Below are 19,174 nucleotides of genomic sequence, written 5' to 3' on the forward strand. Positions count from 1 at the left end.
CTACCAGATCGTGACGACGTGCGGGTAATCGCGGATTTTGGTGTCGGCCGTCACCAAGGGCGCCTCCAGTCCGCGTGCCAAGGCCATGATGATGCGATCGGCAGGGTCGGCGTGGAATTCGCCGGGAAGAAACCGGCTTCCCACACCGATCAAATTGTCGACCGGAACGAATTCCAGCCTCTCGATCCGGCTCGCCGTTTCAAGCCAGGTAAAGATATCCAACGATAGGTCGAGCCTGTTTGCCTGCACCAGCATTGCGATCTCCCATGCCGATATGGAGGAGACCGCGATCCGGCCACCCGCCAGTTCATGCTCGATCGCACGCGCTGCGGCGGAAGACAGCCTCGTTCGTTCCGCCCCGAGCCACCAGACAAGGATGTGCGTGTCCAGCACGATCACTTAAGCGCTTCCCAATCCTCGACGCCTACCGGTTCGAACGGATCGTCGTAGCGCAGGACGGAACCTCGCAATATCTCCAACGGATCACGCGCGTCTTTGGCGATCTTGCGGATCTCAAGCGCAGGCGTGCCGTGATCGGTGATGATCAGGGGCTCGCCGGTCGTCTCCACCTGTCGAAAATATTCGAGCGCCTTTGCCTTGAACTTCGATTTCGATATGTGCGCGGTCATCGCCTTGCTCCTGTCAAGACAAGATAAGGCTTAAAGTGACCATAGGCAATGACCATGGTCACTTGCGCTCATACCCCGACGATCAGGCGCGTGTTTCCACCGGCTTGATCCGGATGCGGGCGATGCGGTTCTTGTCGCGCTTCATGACGATGAAGCGTTTGTCGTGGAAGGTGAACGCCTGCTTCTCTTCGGGGATCGACTGCGCTTCGTGGATGACGAGGCCGGCGATCGTCGTCGCTTCGTCGTCGGGCAGGTTCCAGTCGAGCGCCCGGTTGAGGTCGCGGATCGGCACGGTGCCGTCGACCACGACCGAGCCGTCGGCCTCGCGCTTGACGCCCTGCATGTCGATGTCGTGCTCGTCGGCGATCTCGCCGACGATCTCCTCGATGATGTCTTCCAGCGTCACCAGCCCTTCGACCTCGCCATATTCGTCGACGACGACCGCGAAATGCGCCTTGCGGCGCAGGAATTCGTTGAGCTGTTCCTGAAGCGTCGTGGTGTCGGGCACGAACCACGGTTTCGACGCCACCTTCATCACCTCGATGCGCGAAAAGTCGTTCTCCACCTCGTTGAGCGCGCGTAAAAGATCCTTGGCGTGCAGCACGCCGACGATGTTGTCGAGCGAGCCTTTCCACAGCGGCATGCGCGTGTGCGGGCTTTGCAGGATTTCGCGCACCACCGCTTCCGGCGGATTGTCGGCATTGACCGAGCGCATATTGGTGCGGTGGACCATAATGTCGGAGACTTCGAGTTCGTCGAGGTCGAACAGGCCTTCCAGCCGGCTGCGCGCGGGCCGGGTCGGGTCGCCGCCGCGCTCGGCGACCGAGCCGTTGCGCGGTTCGTCGGTGCGGGCGACCGGCTTCAATTCGAGGCCGAGCGCGGCAAGCAGGCGTATCCGCACCACGAAAGCCGCAATGCCAGATGCGGCGAGGATACCGGCGACGATCCAGCCCGCTTCGTCCATCAGGAGTGGCTTTCCTTGAGGAAGGAAAGAACTTCGGATGCCGGCACGTCCCTGGCGATGAAGGACTGGCCGACGCCGTGCGTGAGGATGAAGGTAAGTGCGCCGCGCGACACCTTCTTGTCCTGGGTGATGAAGCCCAGCAGCGTGTCGGCGCCGGGCAGTTCGCCTGGAATGTCGCTCATCCGCCACGGCAGGCCGACAGCCTGGAGATGCGCCTCGACTCGCGCCGCGTCGTCGGGGCTGGCGAGGTTCATGCGGGCCGAAAAGCGGTGCGCCAGCGCCATGCCGATGGCCACGCCCTCGCCATGCACGAGCCGCGCGCCGTCATACTGGGTGGCCGCCTCCAGCGCGTGGCCGAAGGTGTGGCCGAGATTGAGCAGCGCGCGGTCGCCCGTCTCGAACTCGTCGCGGGCGACGACATCGGCCTTGGCGCGGCAGGCCTCGGCAATCGCCACGATCCGCGCCGGACCACCTGAAAACACCGCCTGCCAGTTCTTTTCCAGCCAGTCGAACAAGTCCGGCCGGTCGATCAGGCCGTATTTGGCAAGTTCGGCGTAGCCGGCGCGAAATTCCCGGATCGGCAGCGTGTCGAGCACTTCGGTGTCGGCCAGAACCAGCTTCGGCTGGTGGAAGACGCCGACCAGGTTCTTGCCGCGTAGCGAGTTGATGCCGGTCTTGCCGCCGACGGAGGAATCCACCTGCGCCAAAAGCGAGGTCGGTATCTGCACGAAATTCATGCCGCGCCGCGTGATGCCGGCGGCAAAGCCCGATAGGTCGCCGACGACGCCGCCGCCGAAGGCGATGACAGTGTCGCGGCGCTCGAGTTTCGCGGCGAGAATACCGTCCACCACGTCCTGAAGGTGCGAAAAGCTCTTGGTCTTTTCGCCGGGCGGCAGCGTGATGACGGCCGCTTCGACACCACCGGTTGCAAGGCCGGCCTTCAGCGTGTCGAGATGGGCGGCGGCGACGTTTTCATCGGTGACGACGGCCGCGCGCGTGCCGCAAAGCCGCGGTGCTATTTCCTCGCCGGCGCGCGCCAACAGGCCCGGCCCGATCAGGATGTCGTAGGCGCGCTCGCCGAGCCCGACGGTAACGGTGACGGGTTCGTTCATGAGCCTGTGTCCTGCGCAACGGCGTTTGCGATAAAAAAATGCTGCTCCAGCGCCTCGATGACTTCCGCCGCGATGGTTTCCTTGCGGTCGTCGCGCGTCTCCACGGTCACGCTGGCCATGGCATAGACGGGATGGCGCTCGCCCATCAGCCGCTCCAGCACGCCGCGCGGATCGGGATCTTTTAGCAGCGGCCGGTTCTGCTTCTTGGCGACGCGCTCCATGAGCAGGTCGAGGTCGGCCTTGAGCCAGACGGAAACGCCGTGGCCGGCGATCGCTTCACGGGTATGTTCGTTCATGAAGGCGCCGCCGCCGGTCGACAATATTTGCGGCCCGCTTTCCAGAAGGCGCAGGATGACGCGCTGCTCCAGCGTGCGGAACTCAGGCTCGCCGTACTGCTCGAACAGTTCCGGGACGGTCATGCGCGAAACGGTTTCGATCTCGTGGTCGCTGTCGATGAAGGGCAGCGACAGGGCGGAAGCTACCTTGCGGCCAATGGCCGTCTTGCCCGCGCCCATCAGGCCGACAAAGACGATGGAGCGGTCGCCCAACGCCTCAAGCAGGCCGGCGTGGCTTCCCGGTTGTGGATTTTTCGGTTGTGCGTTCATCTGACACTATGCCCTCCGAGCCGTATCGACATGAAAAGGCCGTTTGCGTCAAGCATGGCGTGTGGGATGGCGCGGCGGACGCTTGGCGCTTGAAATAGCGCCAAGGGCGTCTCATAACGGCACGGGATTGGGTTCGGACCGTGCCCGGCGTACAGAAAAGAGATCGATGCCGACACTGTTTCGCTTTGTCGTGACGCTGCTTGTGCTGGCCGGCATCGCCTATGGGGCGATGTTCGCGCTGGTGCTGTTCGTGGAGCCAAACACGGCCGAAATCAGCGTGCGCATCCCGGCGGCCGTGCTCGATCCTTCTACAAAGCCCGATCCTTCCACAATGCCTGAGCCGGGCGAATGAACAGCGCCGCCCGCATCGAGGCCTTTCTCGAAATGATGAGCGCCGAGCGGGGGGCTGCCGAAAACACGCTGTCCAGCTATCGCCGCGACCTAGAAGACGCCTCGGAATCAATCAAGGGTGGGCTGGCGGGCGCAAATACGACGGACCTGCGGTCCTATCTGAACGCCATCGCCGAACGCGGCTTTGCCGCGACCTCGCAGGCGCGAAAACTGTCGGCGATCCGGCAGTTCTTCAAGTTTCTCTATTCGGAAGGGCTGCGCGGTGACGACCCGACCGGCACGCTGGATAGCCCGCGCAAGGACCGCCCGCTGCCCAAGACGATGAGCGAGGCCGACACCGGTCGCCTGCTCGACCGGGCGGCACTGGAAGCCGCCGATCCGTCACAGGGTGAGGGCGATCCGCTGGAGGCGCTGCGCCTGCATGCGCTGGTCGAGGTGCTCTACGCCACCGGCCTGCGCGTCTCCGAACTGGTCGGCCTGCCGGTGACTGTAGCGCTGCGCGACGACCGCTTCTTCATGGTGCGCGGCAAGGGCGACAAGGAGCGCATGGTGCCGCTGTCGGCCAAGGCGAAAACGGCGATGCGGGCCTGGCTCGCCGCGCGAAAAAAGGTGCCGGCGCTGGCGCAAAGCCCGTTCCTGTTCCCGGCGGCCTCGACAAGCGGGGCGCTTTCGCGGCAGGTGTTTGCCCGCGACCTGAAGGGACTGGCCGCGCGCGCTGGCATCGCTTCGGCAAAAATATCGCCGCATGTGCTGCGCCATGCCTTCGCCAGCCATCTGCTGCAGAACGGCGCCGACCTGCGCGCGGTGCAGCAACTGCTTGGCCACGCCGATATTTCCACCACGCAGATCTATACCCATGTGTTGGAGGAGCGGCTGGTGCGCCTGGTCAACGAGCATCACCCGCTTGCCGACTAGGCTCTCTGCCGCTATGTGAAAGCGACAATCTGCAGCGCGCAGCCGTGGTTCTGCGGCTTTGTGTGCTCTCAATCCTGGCGTATCGGTCTGCTCACGCATGTATAATTACCTCGATTTCGAAAAACCGGTCGCCGATCTCGAAGGCAAGATCATCGAGTTGAAGAAGCTTGCCGAAAGCGGCGAGGCGGTCGATGTCGCCGACGAGATTTCGCGGCTGGAAAAGCGCTCCCGCGACGCGCTGCGCGACGCCTACAAGGCGCTGACGCCGTGGCAAAAGGTGCAGGTGGCGCGCCATCCCGACCGGCCGCATTGCGTCGATTATGTCGACGCCCTGCTGACCGATTTCACGCCGCTGGCCGGCGACCGAAATTTCGGCGAAGACCAGGCGATCATCTGCGGCTTCGCCCGTTTCCGTGGCGAGCCGATAGCGGTGATCGGCCAAGAAAAGGGCTCGGATACGGCGAGCCGCCTCAAGCACAATTTCGGCTCGGTGCGCCCGGAAGGCTACCGCAAGGCGGTGCGGGTGATGGAAATGGCCGACCGCTTCGACATCCCGCTTTTGACGCTGGTGGACACGGCCGGCGCGTTTCCCGGCGTCACCGCCGAAGAACGCGGCCAGGCGGAAGCCATCGCGCGCTCGACCTCGGCCAGCCTTGGCCTGAAAGTGCCGTCCATCTCGGTGGTGATCGGCGAGGGCGGCTCGGGCGGGGCCATTGCCATCGCCACCGCCAACCGCGTCTATATGCTTGAACATTCGATCTATTCGGTGATCTCGCCGGAGGGCGCGGCGTCGATCCTGTGGCGCGACACGACGCGTTCCAAGGATGCGGCGACCAACATGAAGATCACGGCGCAGGATCTTCTGGGGATGAAGATCATTGACGCCATCATTCCCGAGCCGCTGGGCGGGGCGCATCGCGCGCCGCAGGCCGTGATTGCTGCCACCGGCGACCTCATCGCCAGGACGATGACGGAATTTGCCGGTTCCAACACGGATTTCCGCGAACAGCGCCGCGAAAAATACCTGGCGATGGGCCGCACCCTTTAGATACGTGACGCACCGCATGGGGTGCCGGGCGTACCCTGACCATCAATTGCGGCAGGTGCCGCATCTTTGCCACAAAAATGCCGCGCCGATCGGGTCAATGACAGGGTCGTAAGGGGCAGGCGTGGCGCTTGCGGTAAGGAATTTTCAAGGTTAACGGGCGTATTGTCCGCTGAAATGGTCAGGAGCGACGCGGCGTGACGTGCTGCGGCGCAGGAATGAAGACGATAACCGATCCCATGTTTGCAAAGCTTGCCCGTACCGGACTACTCATCGCTGCCCTCGGCATCGCCGGCTGCACCGACTCTTCCGTCGGGGATTTCGTTCCCCAGCAAGCTAACAAGCAATTGCCGCCAAAAATCCTTGCCGCGATGTCGGCCAAGGGCATGTCGCGCAATTCGCCGGTCATGGCCCGTATCTTCAAGGAAGAAGGCAAGCTGGAAATCTGGAAGGCCAAGACCAATGGCCGCTACGACATGATCGCCAGCTACGACATCTGCAAATGGTCCGGCAAGCTCGGCCCGAAATATACGGAAGGCGACCGGCAGGCGCCGGAAGGTTTCTACACCGTTCGCCCCTCGCAGATGAACCCGAGGTCGAGCTACCACCTTGCGTTCAACATCGGCTTCCCCAATGCCTATGACCGGGCCAACGGCCGCACCGGCGCAAATTTGATGGTGCATGGCGCGTGTTCGTCTTCCGGCTGCTATTCGATGACCGATCCGCAGATCGAGGAAATCTACGCCTTCGGCCGCGACGCCTTCCAGGGCGGCCAGAGCGAATTCCAGATCCAGGCGTTTCCGTTCCGCATGACCGCCGCCAACATGGCGCGCTACCGCAACGACCCCAATTACGATTTCTGGAAGATGCTGAAGGTCGGCTACGACAATTTCGAGGTCACCAAAGTGCCGCCGAAGGTCGATGTCTGCGAAAAGCGCTATGTGTTCAACCAGATCGCGGCCGACGGCCAGAGCTTCAACCCGACCGCCGCCTGCCCGGCGACGACGCAGCCTGACTCGCTCAGGACCGCGTATAGCAGCTACCAGAGCACCTATGATGCGGCGTTCAACAGCGCCGTCAAGGCGAGCACCCCCGCGCCCAGGCCGACCATTGCCGGCATCAAGGAGGCCAAGGTCGTCTCCGAATGGTCGCACAAGCGCGCGCGCGGTGAACGCGTGCCGATCGAGCCGCCGTCGCTGAACACGGACGGCTCCATCACCGAAACGGGGCGCATGGGCCGCATCGATTCGGCCGAGGGCCGCAAGATGGCTGCGATCGACGCCGAAAAGGCCGCCAAGCAACGGGCAGCGGAGCAGAAGGCGGAAATGCTTGCCGCCGCCAAGGCGCAGAAGGATGCGGCCAAGGCGCAGGCCATCGCGGCCAAGGAAGCCGCCAAGAACCCCGCGCCCGTCACGGTGCCCCTGCCTGAAACGGCGTCCGCCGCCTTCGAGACGCAGACCGCGCAATCCGAAAGCACCGCGTCGAAGCTGAAGAAGAAACTGCTCGGCATGTTCGGTGACTGACCAGGCCGCGAACGCGCGGGTCGATGTCTACGACCTCAAGGGGCTGAACTGCCCCTTGCCTGTGCTGAAGGCGAAAAAGCGGCTGGCCGGAATGCCGGCCGGCGGACGGCTGTGGCTGGAAACCACCGATCCGCTCGCGGTCATCGACATTCCCGCATTCTGCACCGAGGACGGCCATCGCCTGATCGAGACGGCGGCGCTTGACGGTTTTCACCGCTTCCTGGTGGAACGCGGCTGATCTGGAGCGGACTTGCCGTTCTGCGCGCCGGCAGGCTGTCCGGTGTGACGGTCTTTCCCGGATACCGCTAACATTACAAAGGTTTAATGCCGCCATTCATCCGTGGTTCATGCGCGAGCCCCGATCATTGGCTCGCGTCCTCCCAAGACGTTTGCATTGAAACCAATGGAGTTGGAAGTCATGAAACGAGTAGCTGCATCCATCATCGTCCTGGCGACTCTTGCCTCGGCTGGATACGCCTTCGCGCAGGAAACAAAGCAGCCGGATGCCACGGAAACATCGGCTGACGCCCCCAGGAAGGGCGAGCATTTCAAGCGCGGGCCGATCGACCTGGCCAAGTTCTCGAAAGCCGACGAACTGAAAGCCATCGATAGCAACGGCGACGGTGTGCTTTCACGCGAGGAGATCGAGGACCATGCGCTCAAGCAGTTGGTCAAGCGAGCCGCCGACCGCATGGAACGGCGTCTCGACGTCGACGGCGACGGCAAGGTGACGGTTGCCGAGGTCGAACAGCAGAGGCAGAAGGAATTCGCCGCGCTGGATCGCAATAACGACGGCAAGCTCGACCGCAAGGAACTGCGCGCCGCCCATAAGGGCGCAAAGCACGGCGAGCGTGCCGGTCATCACAAGATGCACCACCAGAAGAAGTAGCCATTTCTTTCCCGGACGGATGGACGGAAATCCAGAATATCCGCTCCGCCCGTCCGGGGCAGTATGGCTGCCTCTTTTTTTCCTCGCCAACCGATGGGTATCGACGACGGCGCGTAGGCACGAAATGCCGCCCGCCGACAAAAAGCTAGCACGGGGTGAAGTTCGGTCAAACGGCGAGCCGGCTGGCCCGGAACTCGCCGGAACGATGGTGCGATGCGAAGGCTGGGGCCGCTGGTTACAGAACACCTCTTGATCGGCGGCCCGGCAGCCTCCATATTGCGACAGCGCCTCTCCTGATTTGAGAGAGTCTCGCGCATTTTTGGATGCCGCCCCCTGGGGCTTTTTCGGCATCCACCATCATACCGGCCGGCAGTTGTTTCGAGTTCTCGCTCGGCCGCTCTCATATTTGGAGACAAAATGGCTACATTAAAGCCCTTCACACTACCCGAAGCCGTCTTGAACGCGATCACGGCCGGCGTTCACGTTGCCCGCGCCTATCGGGAACATCTTGGCTACACCATTGGCGACGTCGCCATCACAAGCGGCTTGACCGTCCAGGAAGTCGAACAGATCGAGGCGGGCCACCGTTTCGAGAAAGGCTATCGCGATAGGATCGCCCGGGCGCTTTCCCTGCCGGAAGGCGTGTTCGATGCCGAAGCGGACATTGCAAACGCCGCCTGACCGGTTTCCCGTTTTCGGCCCGATGAACAATCGAAGCGTTGGAGCATCGGATTGTCCGAAAACCGGTTTCCTTTTTTCGGTCCGATGCTCTAGCCGCCGGCGATGGCCAGCGGGTTGGCCTCCAGCGCGGCACGGTCGGGCGTGTCGATGGAAGGCTTGTTGGTGAAGGCCGAAAACAGCCGCTGGACATAGTCTTGCGGCATGTCGAGCGTGATCAGGACCAGCCGCGTGCCACGCTGCTCGTCCGGCCACGCGGCCAGGCGGATCGGCGGATGCAGCGTCTTTTGCACGCCGTGAATGACCAGCGGCCGTGAACGGTCGTCGCTCAGTTCGATGATGCCCTTCATGCGTAAAAGATGGTCGCCCTGCGTCGAGCGCAGCAGGTCCAGAAACATCTCGATGGCCGAAAGCGGCACCGGCCCGTCATGCAGGAGGGAATAGGAGCGCACGCGCGAATCATGCCGGTGGGCATGGTCGTGGTGGTAGTGCCCGTCATGATCGTGCCCATTGTGATCGTGTTCGGCTTCCTCGCCCAGCCAGCGGCGTACGTCGGCGGTCTTGGTGGCCGGGTTGTAAAGGCCGCAATCGAACAGCGTGGCGACGCCAGCTTCGCCGATGTCGAGCAGTTTCGCGCCCGGATTGAGGCCGCGCAAACGTAAGCGCAGCGCATCGACGCTACGCAAATCTTCCGCCAGATCGGTCTTGGTGAAGACAATGCGGTCGGCGACCGCCGCCTGCTTGACCGCCTCGACATGCGCATCGAGCGTGGCACTGCCGTTGACGGCATCGACCAGGGTGATGACACCGTCGAGCCGAAAAGCCTGCACCAGCACCGGATGCGCCATGATCGATTGAAGCACGGGGGCCGGGTCGGCAAGGCCGGTTGTTTCGATGACGACGCGGGCCAGGTGCTTCAGCTTTCCTGTCTGAAGGCGGTCGACGAGATCGGCCAGCGTGTCGACCAGTTCGCCGCGCACGGTGCAGCACAGGCAGCCGTCGGAAAGCTGGATGACGCCGTCCGATGCCTGCTCGACCAGCAGATGGTCGATGGCCACGTCGCCGAATTCGTTGATGATGACGGCGGTGTCGGTCAGCGCCGGGTCTTTCAGCAGGCGGTTCAGCAGCGTCGTCTTGCCCGCGCCGAGGAAGCCGGTCAGCACCGATACGGGAATGGGAAAGCCTGTCATCGCCAAAACCTGTTCTACTGGTCGCCTTCGGCGGCCGCGGTGGCGCCGGCAAAGGGGGAAGGCTTGTCCGGCCGCCAGCCGGGAACGGGCACATCGGCATATTCCACCTTGCCGATCATCGCCTTGGGCAGCGGGCCGGTCGCGCCGCCAAGACCGACCGCGACCAGCGTGGGCGCTGTCAGCTTGATCTGATAGGGCGATTTCGGCTTGTCCTTTTCGGCAGCCGCCGGTGCTTCGGACTGGGCGGCGGCCGGCTTCTTGGCGCAGATTTCGGCGCGCATATTATTTTCCGAGATACTGTCGCCATAGCTCGGCAGCGTCCGTACCGTGGCCGCGCCGGCCTGCGAGCCGGAACCGGGCATGGCGAACCCCATGTCGAGCAGTTTCGCCGCCGCCTCGGCGCGGCTGATCGCGTTTTCCTCGCCAAGCACCACGGCGACCAGCGTGCGCCCGTTGCGGGTCGCCGAGCCGATCTGGTTGAAGCCGGATTCGCAGACGAAACCGGTTTTCATGCCATCGGCGCCGGGATAACGGCCGACCAGAAGATTGTAGTTCGGGATCGTCCGCTTGCCGACGGCAAGGCCTTCGATGGAGAACCATGGATCATACTGCGGAAACTCGGTGCGGATCGCCGTCACCAGCAAAGCGAGATCGCGCGCCGTCGTATATTGCTCCGGCGAAAACAGCCCGTTCGGGTTGACGAAATGCGAGCCGGCCATGCCGAGCCTTTGCGCCTCGGCGTTCATGCGCGCGGCAAATTCGGCCTGCGAGCCGCCGATATTCTCGCCGATGGCCATGGCGATGTCGTTGGCCGACTTGACCAGCATCATCTCCATCGCATTGTCCAGCCGCATGATCTGGCCGGGCTTGAAACCCATCTTCGACGGCGGCTCGGCGGCGGAATGCTTCGTCACCTTGATCGGCGAATCGAGCTGGACCTCGCCGGCGGCAATGGCGCGAAAGGTAACATAGGCGGTCATCAGCTTGGACAGCGATGCCGGATACCAGCGCTTGAACGCGTCCTGATGCTCGAGCACCTTGCCGGTCTGGAGATCGAACAGCATCGAGGGGTTGGCGAGCGCCGGCGCGAACAGCATGGGCAGCGCGGCGGAAGCCGCCAGCAGCAATTTCAGGAAACGTTCAGTTCGCATGATGATATCCGAAATCGCCTCTTGCCGTCATCGTTGAACGCTCCGTAAGGTACAAAGGGTCCACGGCAGCGTCGTGCCGCCATATTGCGGACCGTCATTTTCTCCGGTGCTATTTAGCCTATGTGACGCTAACATGGCAAAGCGCCAGGTCCACACCCCTAAAGCGCAAGCCAACAGCGAGAATAGAACATGCCGATCTTGAACCGTGCCGCCGAAATGCAGGAAGAAGTCACCGGCTGGCGCCGCCATCTGCACGAGACGCCCGAACTCGGCTTCGACGTTTTCAAGACGGCTGCCTTCGTTACCGAGAAGCTGGAGGCGTTCGGCTGCGACGAAGTGGTGACCGGCCTTGGCAAGACCGGCGTGGTCGGCATCATTCGCGGCCGCCAGGGCGAAGGCACGACGGTCGGCCTGCGCGCCGACATGGACGCGCTGCCGATCAACGAGATCACCGGCAAGCCCTACGCCTCGACGATCCCCAACAAGATGCACGCCTGCGGCCATGACGGGCATACGGCCATGCTGCTGGGCGCCGCCAAATACCTGGCCGAGACCCGCAATTTTGCCGGCTCCGTCGCGGTCATATTCCAGCCGGCCGAAGAGGGCGGCGGTGGCGGCAACGAGATGGTCAAGGACGGCATGATGGACCGCTTCGGCATCTCCAAGGTGTTTGGCATGCACAACATGCCGACCCTGCCGGTCGGTTATTTCGCCATCCGGCCAGGCCCGATCATGGCGGCGACCGCCGAGTTGACCATTACGGTGAAAGGCCGTGGCGGCCATGCGGCGATGCCAAACAGCACCATCGACCCGATCGTCGTCACCAGCCATCTGGTGACGGCGCTGCAGACGGTCACCTCGCGCAATGCCGACCCGGTCGAGGCGCTGGTGGTTTCGGTGACGAAATTCCACGCCGGCGACGCCTATAACGTCATCCCCGAGCAGGCCGAGATCGCCGGCACGGTGCGCACGCTGAAGAAGGAAATGGCGAAAATGGCCGAGCAGCGCATACGCGCCATCTGCGCCGGCATCGCCGCCACCTTCGGCGCCGAGATCACGGTCGACTACAACGCCAATTATCCAGTCACCTTCAACCACGCCGAGGAGACCGTGTTTGCAGGCGACATGGCGGCTTCCATCGCCGGCGACGCGCAGGTGATCCGCGCCATGCCGCCGGTGATGGGCGGCGAGGATTTTTCCTACATGCTGGAAGCGCGGCCGGGCGCGTTCATCTTCATCGGCAATGGCGATACCGCCGGCCTCCACCACCCCGCCTACGACTTCAACGACGAGGCGATCCCGCACGGCGTCAGCTACTGGGTGAAGATCGCCGAGACGGCGCTGGCGGCGTGAGGGCGAAGCCCTGCGGAGACCGACATTTTTCGGGTGATTTTTGCCGTGAAGGTTGTTACAGGTCGGCCAAGTCCACGTAGCTCAGTTGGATAGAGAAGGTTTTAGGGTAGGGAACTTACCGTTTACGTGGAACGATACGTGAAATAGGCGGTTCGTGAAGCGGTAAATTTACCACCCTCACAGGAGGGGTGGTTGCTCCGAAAGCGATGCTACGTTATTGGGGTCAGACGTAAAAATGTCCACGTAGCTCAGTTGGATAGAGCACAGGATTCCTGTAATTGGGAGTTGTAATTCGGAAACGGTACAACTGATCCGCTCAAAGTCGGGGAACGCTTCGCTGATCTCTCAGCATGCCAATCCCGAGCCAAGTCCGGGAGAAATCTCGGGAAGGTGTAGAGACTGGACGGGCGGCACCTAAGGACTTCGGTCTATGGTGAAGGGACAGTCCAGACCACGAACGCCTCGTGCGGCGGCTAAAGCCGAAGTGGTATGAATCCTGGGGTCGGAGGTTCGAATCCTCTCGTGGACACCAAATACTTTCGGTCCGCTCCGCACACGTAGGTCACAGTTTAGACCGGAGACATGGGTAATACCAAGAGTCATGGGGTTTGACCGACATGACCCCAAACGCGACGTCAGATGGTCGGCCGGCAATGACCGCTCGCGTTGCGAAGCTGATAACCAACGAGCATTTGTTAATGGCGCCGGTCAGTACAGAGCTGGTTCGGGAAATCTGGACATCGGTGATAAGGGGAAATTCTGCCTGAGATCGGCATGATGCCGTGAACAGGAGAGACCATGACCAGACGACCGCGCCGGAACCACAGCCCGGCCGTTAAGGCGAAAGTTGCGCTTGCCGCGATCAAGGGCGAGAAGACGCTGGCCGAATTGGCCGAGCAGTATGACATCCACGCCAATCAGATCACGTCCTGGCGTATGCAGCTTCTGGAAGGGGCTGCCGAGGTCTTCGGCGGCGACACCAAAGCCGAAGCGCCGGCACCGATCGTGTGAAGGAATTCCACGCGAAGATCGGAGAGTTGACGCTCACGAACGATTTTTTAGCCGGCGCGCTCACCAAGGCGGGATTGCTGAGCGCAAAACGATGATCGACCGTCAGCACCTTTTGCCCGTCAGGAAACAGGCGGCGGCGCTCGGCATCAGTCGGGGGAGCGTCTATTATCTGCCGCGACCGGTTCCCCCTGCCGATCTGGCGTTGATGCTTCGGATCGACAAGTTGCATCAGGATTACCCGTTCGCGGGCAGTCGGATGATGCGCGACTTTCTGGTTCGCGAGGGCTTCGATGTCGGCCGGCTACATGTGGCGACGCTGATGAAGCGGATGAGAATCGCAGCGATCTATAGGCGACCGAATACATCGAAGCCGGCTCCGGGCCACAAGATCTACCCGTATCTGCTACGCAAGCTGCCGATCACTCGGCCTAACCAGGTCTCTCTACGCCGCACCAAGGCGTCGATAATTTACAAGGCAACCGGCAACTTTCGCGCGATCCAAATCCTGCTCGGGCACACAAAGATTGAAAACACCGTCCGGTATCTCGGCGTGGACGTGGACGATGCACTGACATTGGCCGGGGCAACGGAGATATGAGACAGGCGGCCTCGCTCCACCAGGCGGGGCCGCAACTGCAGTGCGGGTGCGATAGAGGAGTGCGGGCGGGTTCAATTGGCGCTGGTTGCGCCGGTGATCCCGCATTGCTTCTGTTCCATATCGATCTGCTTCGTGATGCGGATGGCGTTCTGCGCGTACGCCTCCGTCACAGAGCCGCTATTCACGGTCTTGCCCTTCAGCGGACTGACGGCTGCGCAGAGATGGAAAACATGCGGGTCCGCGGACTTCGCGGCGCCGTCTTCCGGCGCGATCCAGTAGACGACATCCAGACCGTCGGGGTGAGCGGCGTCCTTCGTCGCCGCCGTCACCGCTGCGGTGTCCGTGGCGATCTCCTGCGCCTGGGCGGCAACGTCGGGCGAACAGGCGGTGGTGGGCTGCCCCGACTTGATCTGCGTCGCGCACGCGTTCATGTCCTGGGTGTACTGCTCGACCGATGGGGGTTCGAAGCTTACCCCAATTACCGTGGCAAGCACGGCCAGCGCCGCGCCGATGCCGCCGGCCACTTTCTTGGTCTTCGGGTCCATGTTCTTGTCGGTGAGAATCAGGAAGATCAGCGGCAGGAAGGCGACCAGCGTGATGATCGCACCGAGCTGGTTTTGGAAGAAGAACCTTCCCGTTTCGGATGCGCGGGCCGGATCGTGCCGATTGGCAGCCTTCCACAGCAAGTTGCCGGCGATTGCGAAAACCGCGATCCCGACCAGAATGCCGATCAGCAGGGGCATGTTTCCCTGGTCGAATTTGTGCTGGCGAAGCAGAATAATCCCGTAGATCTCGCCGCCTATGGCGATAAGCCACGCGAGCGCGGCGAAAAGGCGAAGGCGCGTGGCGGAAGACTTCTGACCCTGCGTCGCTTGCCAATCCTTGGTAACGTCTGGCTTGTTGTCGGTCATGACCAGTTCCCCTGATATCGAACGTCTTCGTCACCTGACTTAGGGACGCGGTGAAATGTGAGCGCTACAGCGGGCTACATCCCTATCCATATTGCGCCGAAGTGAATGCGTCCACCCCCACGGGAGCAGGCGCCGATACGTGCGAGGGTGTTCGTTCTCTCTTGGCGATTCGACAGAGGCCGCAGTGGTCACATGACTCGTCGAAAGCAACCTCGGCAGACCTGGAAGCGGCCGCATTGATGGCCTAAGGACGCAAAAAGCACCCGTCCCCTCTTGGCCCCCGAATAGGTGGATGATCATTTTCTGCTTTCGAGGTCGACGAATTTGAAGTCTACGGCACCGCCTGGGCGGTTAGCGGACAGTCCAATATCGGGTCCATAATCTACGTAGCGGACGTTTTAGTGCCGGGCGGCGGCGCGCCATTTGACCGCCGTCATCAGGTTATTTTTTGTCCTGCGCCAATGTGTGCGCGACAACCGCGTTGGCGTGCCCGTGACCCATTCCATGCTCGTTCTTCAGCATCGCGACGAGATCCATGTGCTTCGCCGGGAGGCCCTTACGTACCAACTCCTGCCAGTCGATGATGGGACGGCCGTACTTCTTTTCAATTGAAGGGAAGTAGGAGGCTGGGCCCTTGGTCGGTTCGTCGGTCATCGGTGAATCTGCCTCATGTTGTCGGTAGCACAGAATATCGCCCGAACCGGGAATGAGCGCAACATGCTGCGAAGGGCAGCTTTCAGTGGAGTCTCAGAATGAACTTGACGGCTGAGATGCGGTCGATTGCTGGCGGCTCGCCGTTAGCGGCTCTAGAATGCCTCAACCTGGTGGTTAGCGGACTGGTGGCTTTAGGCGTCACCCAAACAGGATGCGAACATTTAAGCATGGAAACGTCGCCGGTACTCAGACGGCGAAAGGCCTACGATTTTCAGGAACATTTTTCGGAAGGCGATGGGATCCGTGTAGCCGACTCTCCAAGCATTGCCCCGCGATCCTCGACCTTTCGATGAAGCAGCGGCCATCGTTTGGAAAAACCCATGGTAGTTTCCATATCGAGAGCAAGCGCTGTGGCGCACGCCAGATCGCTCCTTTCGGATCCTGACCCGGCAACCACCGACTCTATAATGACCTCTTCCGCCGCACGGCCGGCAAGTGCCGCGATCAGAACTCCGGTCAGCATCTCCTCGGTCTGTTCACCGGGTCCTGGCATGGTGCCGGCGACATATCCGCCCTCCGGCGCTTCGATGGTGATTTTCACGATCGTCCCGATATCCAGACGAAGACGCGCCACCGCATGACCGGCTTCGTGAACCGCCATACGGAATTCGAGTTCTTGCGACCGTACGATCAGGAGATCGTCGGAAAGGCGGTCAACAGCAAGCGGTTCTGCAGATCCGATGACCGGAACGGCCTGTTCGGCCTCAGGCGTGATTGGCACCGATCCCTTCTTTTTGCGCTTCGGCAGCCGCGACATGCGGCGTCCGCGCTTACCGGTTGCTGCTGAATCGTTCTTGGACATTTTGTTTCCAATCCTTTCCTTATCGATCACTGTCGCGGGCGATTGCGCTCGCGGGCTTCAACCAGTGCTTCGATGAACCGCTCCAGTTTTCGGATCGATCCGCCAGGCCAGCTCTTTTTCAATGCCTCGATTTCAAAATCCTGCAGCGGCGGCGCCCACCGCCGGTCGTGTCCCGTCTCGGTGTAGAGCCGCTCGAGAATACCCGGAGCAAGGAATTGAAGCTGGTCGGCTCCCGGAACCGGAAACGACAGGATTCGGCATCTGTCCCTGAGGACGCCTGGAATGCCCGGCGTTGCATTGGCGGTCATCAACCAGACGACATTGGAGAGATCACAGCTGGCTTCGATGTATGGATCGGACCAACGCGACGATGTCTGCGGCTCAAGCAGTCCGACGAGCACGTCATGCACTTGCCGTTGAGGCGGCTGGTGCCGATTTTCTCGATCTCGTCGAGAATGATGGCAGGGCCAGCACACTCATGCTGACGCACCGCCATGATCGGAAGGCTGGGTTCTCCCGACGACCATCGCCGAGGCGTGCCGCCAATCGCACTTCACTCAAGCCGCCGCATGAGATCAGTTCGAAGGGAACCTTGAGTTCCTCGAACAGCCGCCTGGCAAGGCGGGTCTTGCCGCATCCTGGTGGGCCGACCAGGCCCCACAAGGCGGTGCCAACGATCGACGCGGCATAGGGAAACTCCGCCAGCAACGTCGTGCGCGCCAGGGAGAGGTCCGGCACCCGCGGCAATCGCCGTTGCACGTATTTGTGATATTCGACGCTGACGCGTTATCCTTCCGCCGTCGTTTCGTTGCCGATGGACGGGATGACAACAATGTGGTCGTAGGCATGCGACCCGAAATGCGGAAACGCGTTCAGGCAGTGTTCGAGGAAGCCGGGATCATCTTCGTTTCAGAAGATAGCGCGTCCGGGCTAGGTCTGAAGGTAAGCAATCGCTTACTCAAACAAGGCACTTCGAGAATTTAGCGGCACGCACCGACGTCTCGACAGACTCCAATCCATTCAAATACCCAGTTAGGATTCTCGCTGTAGCGCACAGGGAATGGCATCGGACCACGCCCGCCGATATCAAGTATTTTCGGCCAAACGTTCAGGCCGAACGATGCTCTTGGAATTCAAAGCGAACACCGCATGCCATCCGCGAAATCGAGTTTGGGGAAACAGCAATGGGTATAGTCGGATCGGTGGTGGCAAGCATCGAGGCGCTTACTAACGAGCGCGATAAGGCTAATGAAATGGTGATCGAGCTTGTGGATATTCTCCAGGCCGCTCTCATCGACCGCTTGACGGTTGACCACGACACGGAGACGGCGACAAACATCTGGCTGGCCGTATCGAATTGTCAGCATGGTATCCAGAGTAGGTGTCTGCGGCAGTGGCACAACTCTCGTATCAAACAGGGTAGAACTATTGCTGGCTCGACTGGGCCTGTCGCCTCGGTCGCCGTGAACGATCCCATGCGTTGGTAACCTCGTTTCGTTTGCGCCGAGATCAACTAGTCTGCTCATATCCCCGAAGATCCCACAGCGAAACAAAAGAACAAATTTTTCACCCAGTCGCGGCTACACATCCCGGCAACTTCCTGACAATCGCCCGACGCAGGTTCACGCCGAACCACCAATATGAGGCTAGGCGAACAAGGAAGGCGCCTGCATCGGTCACGTCGAACTCGCGCTCCGTCGCGCCCCCCTCTGCCCGCCGGGCATCTCCCCGCAAGGGGGGAGATCAGCTGTCATTACTGGTTTCGTCTACCTTCCAACGTTGCAGGAGAAGCGGCGAAGTCGCGGTAGGCATGATCTCCCCCTTGCTGGGGAGATGGCCGGCAGGGCAGAGAGGGGCAAATTAGCACTACTTTGGTAGAAGTGAACGAGGCGGTTTGAGGAGGAGGTAGCGGCAGTGAGGGCAATGGCTTGGGGGTGAGCGCGCCAAGCGATCAAGGATGGCTTGGCGGACCGCCGGGAGACTGGGTTTGGGCGGTGGTCCGAGGACTCTTTTTTTTCCGCCCCGCCTGGGCGAGCCTTTGGGACTGGAGGAAGGCGTAGGCCATCATCGTCATGAGTGCATGGCGGTGCAGCCCCGTCCATGACCGCCCCTCGAAGTGGTCGAGGCCGAGCTCTTCCTTGAGTTGCTGGTGGGCCTGCTCGCAAATCCAGCGTGCCTTGATCGCGCCGGCCAGGTCCCGGATCGAGGTGTCTGCTGGCAGGTTCGAGAGGTAGTACTTTCGCTCGCCGACCAACCAGGCTTCCTCGCCCGGCATGTGCTGGGCTCCGGCCGAACCGATCCGTTGCGGGGCGCCATCGGCGATGCGCGCACGCACGGCGCAAAGCGGGCACTGAGGCGCCCCTTGGTGCCGCGCCTCCAGCTGACCTGCCGCCACTTTGCATCCTCGAGCATGGCATGGGCCGCGCACGATTTGACGTCGGGCACGTGCCGCACGCGCGGCCGCCCACGGCCCGCTACCGGGAAGATGAGTTGCACATTGGCCGGATAGACCTTCTGGTGCCGGGGAATACCGACAGCCCAGCACAACCCCCGCTCGCTCAAGGCCTGCCGGAACGGGGCGGACAACCCATAACCGGCATCGGCCAGCACGCAGCCGAAGCGCACTCCGGCAGCGATGGTGCGATCAATCTCTTCGATGGCGATCTGAGGCTTCGTACGATAGCCTTGGAAGGGCTCTGGAACACCGGCCCTGCCCAATCGGGCTGTATCACT

The 19,174-nt window shown here is 61.9% G+C and carries 21 protein-coding genes and 2 pseudogenes; 10 read left to right on the top strand and 13 right to left on the bottom strand.

The window, feature by feature from the left end:
* The 5 genes from ACX3P1_RS07855 to ACX3P1_RS07875 all read right to left on the bottom strand — a co-directional run bounded on the left by ACX3P1_RS07855 (window position 1) and on the right by ACX3P1_RS07875 (window position 3,310).
* Window positions 1–399 carry a type II toxin-antitoxin system VapC family toxin gene (locus ACX3P1_RS07855; protein ID WP_459079001.1) on the bottom strand — a complete coding sequence of 133 codons (399 nt, stop codon included), beginning with the start codon at window positions 397–399 and terminating at the stop codon, window positions 1–3.
* Window positions 396–629, bottom strand: a complete 234-nt coding sequence (locus ACX3P1_RS07860; protein ID WP_459079002.1) for a type II toxin-antitoxin system Phd/YefM family antitoxin — start codon at window positions 627–629, stop codon at window positions 396–398. The genes ACX3P1_RS07855 and ACX3P1_RS07860 overlap by 4 nt, the downstream gene beginning before the upstream one ends.
* An 82-nt stretch (window positions 630–711) precedes the next feature.
* A complete protein-coding gene (locus ACX3P1_RS07865) occupies window positions 712–1,596 on the bottom strand; it encodes a transporter associated domain-containing protein (RefSeq protein WP_459079034.1) in 885 nt (294 codons plus the stop codon).
* Window positions 1,593–2,705, bottom strand: a complete 1,113-nt coding sequence (aroB, locus tag ACX3P1_RS07870; protein WP_459079003.1) for a 3-dehydroquinate synthase — start codon at window positions 2,703–2,705, stop codon at window positions 1,593–1,595. The genes ACX3P1_RS07865 and aroB overlap by 4 nt, the downstream gene beginning before the upstream one ends.
* On the bottom strand, window positions 2,702–3,310 hold the full coding sequence (locus ACX3P1_RS07875) for a shikimate kinase (protein ID WP_459079004.1): 609 nt from the start codon (window positions 3,308–3,310) through the stop codon (window positions 2,702–2,704). The genes aroB and ACX3P1_RS07875 overlap by 4 nt, the downstream gene beginning before the upstream one ends.
* Before the next feature lie 166 nt (window positions 3,311–3,476).
* Between ACX3P1_RS07875 and ACX3P1_RS07880 the strand changes: the two genes are divergently transcribed.
* From ACX3P1_RS07880 to ACX3P1_RS07910, 7 genes are all read left to right on the top strand, one after another.
* The gene (locus tag ACX3P1_RS07880) at window positions 3,477–3,662 is read left to right on the top strand and encodes a histidine kinase (protein WP_459079005.1); all 186 of its coding nucleotides are present in this window, start codon (window positions 3,477–3,479) and stop codon (window positions 3,660–3,662) included.
* Complete coding sequence (locus ACX3P1_RS07885; protein WP_459079006.1) at window positions 3,659–4,576, top strand: site-specific tyrosine recombinase XerD; 918 nt, start codon at window positions 3,659–3,661, stop codon at window positions 4,574–4,576. The genes ACX3P1_RS07880 and ACX3P1_RS07885 overlap by 4 nt, the downstream gene beginning before the upstream one ends.
* Before the next feature lie 97 nt (window positions 4,577–4,673).
* The gene (locus tag ACX3P1_RS07890; protein WP_459079007.1) at window positions 4,674–5,624 is read left to right on the top strand and encodes an acetyl-CoA carboxylase carboxyltransferase subunit alpha; all 951 of its coding nucleotides are present in this window, start codon (window positions 4,674–4,676) and stop codon (window positions 5,622–5,624) included.
* A 236-nt stretch (window positions 5,625–5,860) separates the two neighbouring features.
* Window positions 5,861–7,144, top strand: a complete 1,284-nt coding sequence (locus ACX3P1_RS07895) for a L,D-transpeptidase family protein (protein WP_459079035.1) — start codon at window positions 5,861–5,863, stop codon at window positions 7,142–7,144.
* Window positions 7,137–7,382, top strand: coding sequence for a sulfurtransferase TusA family protein (locus tag ACX3P1_RS07900; RefSeq protein WP_459079008.1), 246 nt, complete (start codon window positions 7,137–7,139; stop codon window positions 7,380–7,382). Before ACX3P1_RS07895 ends, ACX3P1_RS07900 begins: the two co-directional genes overlap by 8 nt.
* A gap of 180 nt (window positions 7,383–7,562) precedes the next feature.
* Window positions 7,563–8,033, top strand: coding sequence for an EF-hand domain-containing protein (locus ACX3P1_RS07905; protein WP_459079009.1), 471 nt, complete (start codon window positions 7,563–7,565; stop codon window positions 8,031–8,033).
* 417 nt (window positions 8,034–8,450) lie between these two features.
* A complete protein-coding gene (locus ACX3P1_RS07910) occupies window positions 8,451–8,714 on the top strand; it encodes a RodZ family helix-turn-helix domain-containing protein (RefSeq protein WP_459079010.1) in 264 nt (87 codons plus the stop codon).
* Window positions 8,715–8,803: 89 nt separating this feature from the next.
* On the opposite strand, the gene ACX3P1_RS07915 is transcribed toward ACX3P1_RS07910, so the two are convergent.
* Window positions 8,804–9,901: a CobW family GTP-binding protein gene (locus ACX3P1_RS07915; RefSeq protein WP_459079011.1), complete on the bottom strand. Its 1,098-nt coding sequence runs from the start codon at window positions 9,899–9,901 to the stop codon at window positions 8,804–8,806.
* Window positions 9,902–9,915: 14 nt separating this feature from the next.
* On the bottom strand, window positions 9,916–11,052 hold the full coding sequence (locus ACX3P1_RS07920; RefSeq protein WP_459079012.1) for a D-alanyl-D-alanine carboxypeptidase family protein: 1,137 nt from the start codon (window positions 11,050–11,052) through the stop codon (window positions 9,916–9,918).
* Between the two features lie 189 nt (window positions 11,053–11,241).
* On the opposite strand from ACX3P1_RS07920, the gene ACX3P1_RS07925 reads away from it, so the two are divergent.
* Entirely contained in the window at window positions 11,242–12,405 is a 1,164-nt protein-coding gene (locus ACX3P1_RS07925; protein ID WP_459079013.1) for a M20 aminoacylase family protein, read from the top strand.
* A gap of 798 nt (window positions 12,406–13,203) precedes the next feature.
* Window positions 13,204–13,855: pseudogene (locus ACX3P1_RS07930) on the top strand (IS3 family transposase); the annotation flags it as partial.
* Between the two features lie 230 nt (window positions 13,856–14,085).
* On the opposite strand, the gene ACX3P1_RS07935 reads toward ACX3P1_RS07930, so the two are convergent.
* From ACX3P1_RS07935 to ACX3P1_RS07955, 5 genes are all read right to left on the bottom strand, one after another.
* Window positions 14,086–14,925, bottom strand: coding sequence for a hypothetical protein (locus ACX3P1_RS07935; RefSeq protein WP_459079014.1), 840 nt, complete (start codon window positions 14,923–14,925; stop codon window positions 14,086–14,088).
* Between the two features lie 441 nt (window positions 14,926–15,366).
* Complete coding sequence (locus tag ACX3P1_RS07940) at window positions 15,367–15,579, bottom strand: DUF4287 domain-containing protein (RefSeq protein WP_459079015.1); 213 nt, start codon at window positions 15,577–15,579, stop codon at window positions 15,367–15,369.
* A gap of 271 nt (window positions 15,580–15,850) precedes the next feature.
* Complete coding sequence (locus tag ACX3P1_RS07945) at window positions 15,851–16,441, bottom strand: hypothetical protein (RefSeq protein WP_459079016.1); 591 nt, start codon at window positions 16,439–16,441, stop codon at window positions 15,851–15,853.
* A gap of 26 nt (window positions 16,442–16,467) precedes the next feature.
* Complete coding sequence (locus ACX3P1_RS07950; protein ID WP_459079017.1) at window positions 16,468–16,842, bottom strand: hypothetical protein; 375 nt, start codon at window positions 16,840–16,842, stop codon at window positions 16,468–16,470.
* A gap of 1 nt (window position 16,843) precedes the next feature.
* The gene (locus ACX3P1_RS07955; RefSeq protein ID WP_459079018.1) at window positions 16,844–17,179 is read right to left on the bottom strand and encodes an AAA family ATPase; all 336 of its coding nucleotides are present in this window, start codon (window positions 17,177–17,179) and stop codon (window positions 16,844–16,846) included.
* A gap of 446 nt (window positions 17,180–17,625) precedes the next feature.
* Here ACX3P1_RS07955 and ACX3P1_RS07960 point away from each other — a divergent pair, with 446 nt between their 5' ends.
* On the top strand, window positions 17,626–17,928 hold the full coding sequence (locus ACX3P1_RS07960; protein WP_459079019.1) for a hypothetical protein: 303 nt from the start codon (window positions 17,626–17,628) through the stop codon (window positions 17,926–17,928).
* Window positions 17,929–18,392: 464 nt separating this feature from the next.
* Here the strand turns inward: ACX3P1_RS07960 and ACX3P1_RS07965 are convergent.
* Window positions 18,393–19,174 (bottom strand): annotated as a pseudogene (locus ACX3P1_RS07965) (IS701 family transposase); the annotation flags it as partial.

The sequence above is a fragment of the Mesorhizobium sp. A623 genome, assembly GCF_054489405.1.

Excerpts from the sequence above, each read along its gene's own strand:
- ACX3P1_RS07920 (WP_459079012.1), bottom strand. The coding sequence starts at position 11,052 with ATGCGAACTGAACGTTTCCTGAAATTGCTGCTGGCGGCTTCCGCCGCG.
- ACX3P1_RS07910 (WP_459079010.1), top strand. The coding sequence starts at position 8,451 with ATGGCTACATTAAAGCCCTTCACACTACCCGAAGCCGTCTTGAACGCG.
- ACX3P1_RS07915 (WP_459079011.1), bottom strand. The coding sequence starts at position 9,901 with ATGACAGGCTTTCCCATTCCCGTATCGGTGCTGACCGGCTTCCTCGGC.
- ACX3P1_RS07935 (WP_459079014.1), bottom strand. The coding sequence starts at position 14,925 with ATGACCGACAACAAGCCAGACGTTACCAAGGATTGGCAAGCGACGCAG.
- ACX3P1_RS07905 (WP_459079009.1), top strand. The coding sequence starts at position 7,563 with ATGAAACGAGTAGCTGCATCCATCATCGTCCTGGCGACTCTTGCCTCG.
- ACX3P1_RS07885 (WP_459079006.1), top strand. The coding sequence starts at position 3,659 with ATGAACAGCGCCGCCCGCATCGAGGCCTTTCTCGAAATGATGAGCGCC.
- aroB (WP_459079003.1), bottom strand. The coding sequence starts at position 2,705 with ATGAACGAACCCGTCACCGTTACCGTCGGGCTCGGCGAGCGCGCCTAC.
- ACX3P1_RS07945 (WP_459079016.1), bottom strand. The coding sequence starts at position 16,441 with ATGTCCAAGAACGATTCAGCAGCAACCGGTAAGCGCGGACGCCGCATG.
- ACX3P1_RS07960 (WP_459079019.1), top strand. The coding sequence starts at position 17,626 with ATGGGTATAGTCGGATCGGTGGTGGCAAGCATCGAGGCGCTTACTAAC.
- ACX3P1_RS07880 (WP_459079005.1), top strand. The coding sequence starts at position 3,477 with ATGCCGACACTGTTTCGCTTTGTCGTGACGCTGCTTGTGCTGGCCGGC.
- ACX3P1_RS07925 (WP_459079013.1), top strand. The coding sequence starts at position 11,242 with ATGCCGATCTTGAACCGTGCCGCCGAAATGCAGGAAGAAGTCACCGGC.
- ACX3P1_RS07895 (WP_459079035.1), top strand. The coding sequence starts at position 5,861 with ATGTTTGCAAAGCTTGCCCGTACCGGACTACTCATCGCTGCCCTCGGC.
- ACX3P1_RS07940 (WP_459079015.1), bottom strand. The coding sequence starts at position 15,579 with ATGACCGACGAACCGACCAAGGGCCCAGCCTCCTACTTCCCTTCAATT.
- ACX3P1_RS07890 (WP_459079007.1), top strand. The coding sequence starts at position 4,674 with ATGTATAATTACCTCGATTTCGAAAAACCGGTCGCCGATCTCGAAGGC.
- ACX3P1_RS07875 (WP_459079004.1), bottom strand. The coding sequence starts at position 3,310 with ATGAACGCACAACCGAAAAATCCACAACCGGGAAGCCACGCCGGCCTG.
- ACX3P1_RS07860 (WP_459079002.1), bottom strand. The coding sequence starts at position 629 with ATGACCGCGCACATATCGAAATCGAAGTTCAAGGCAAAGGCGCTCGAA.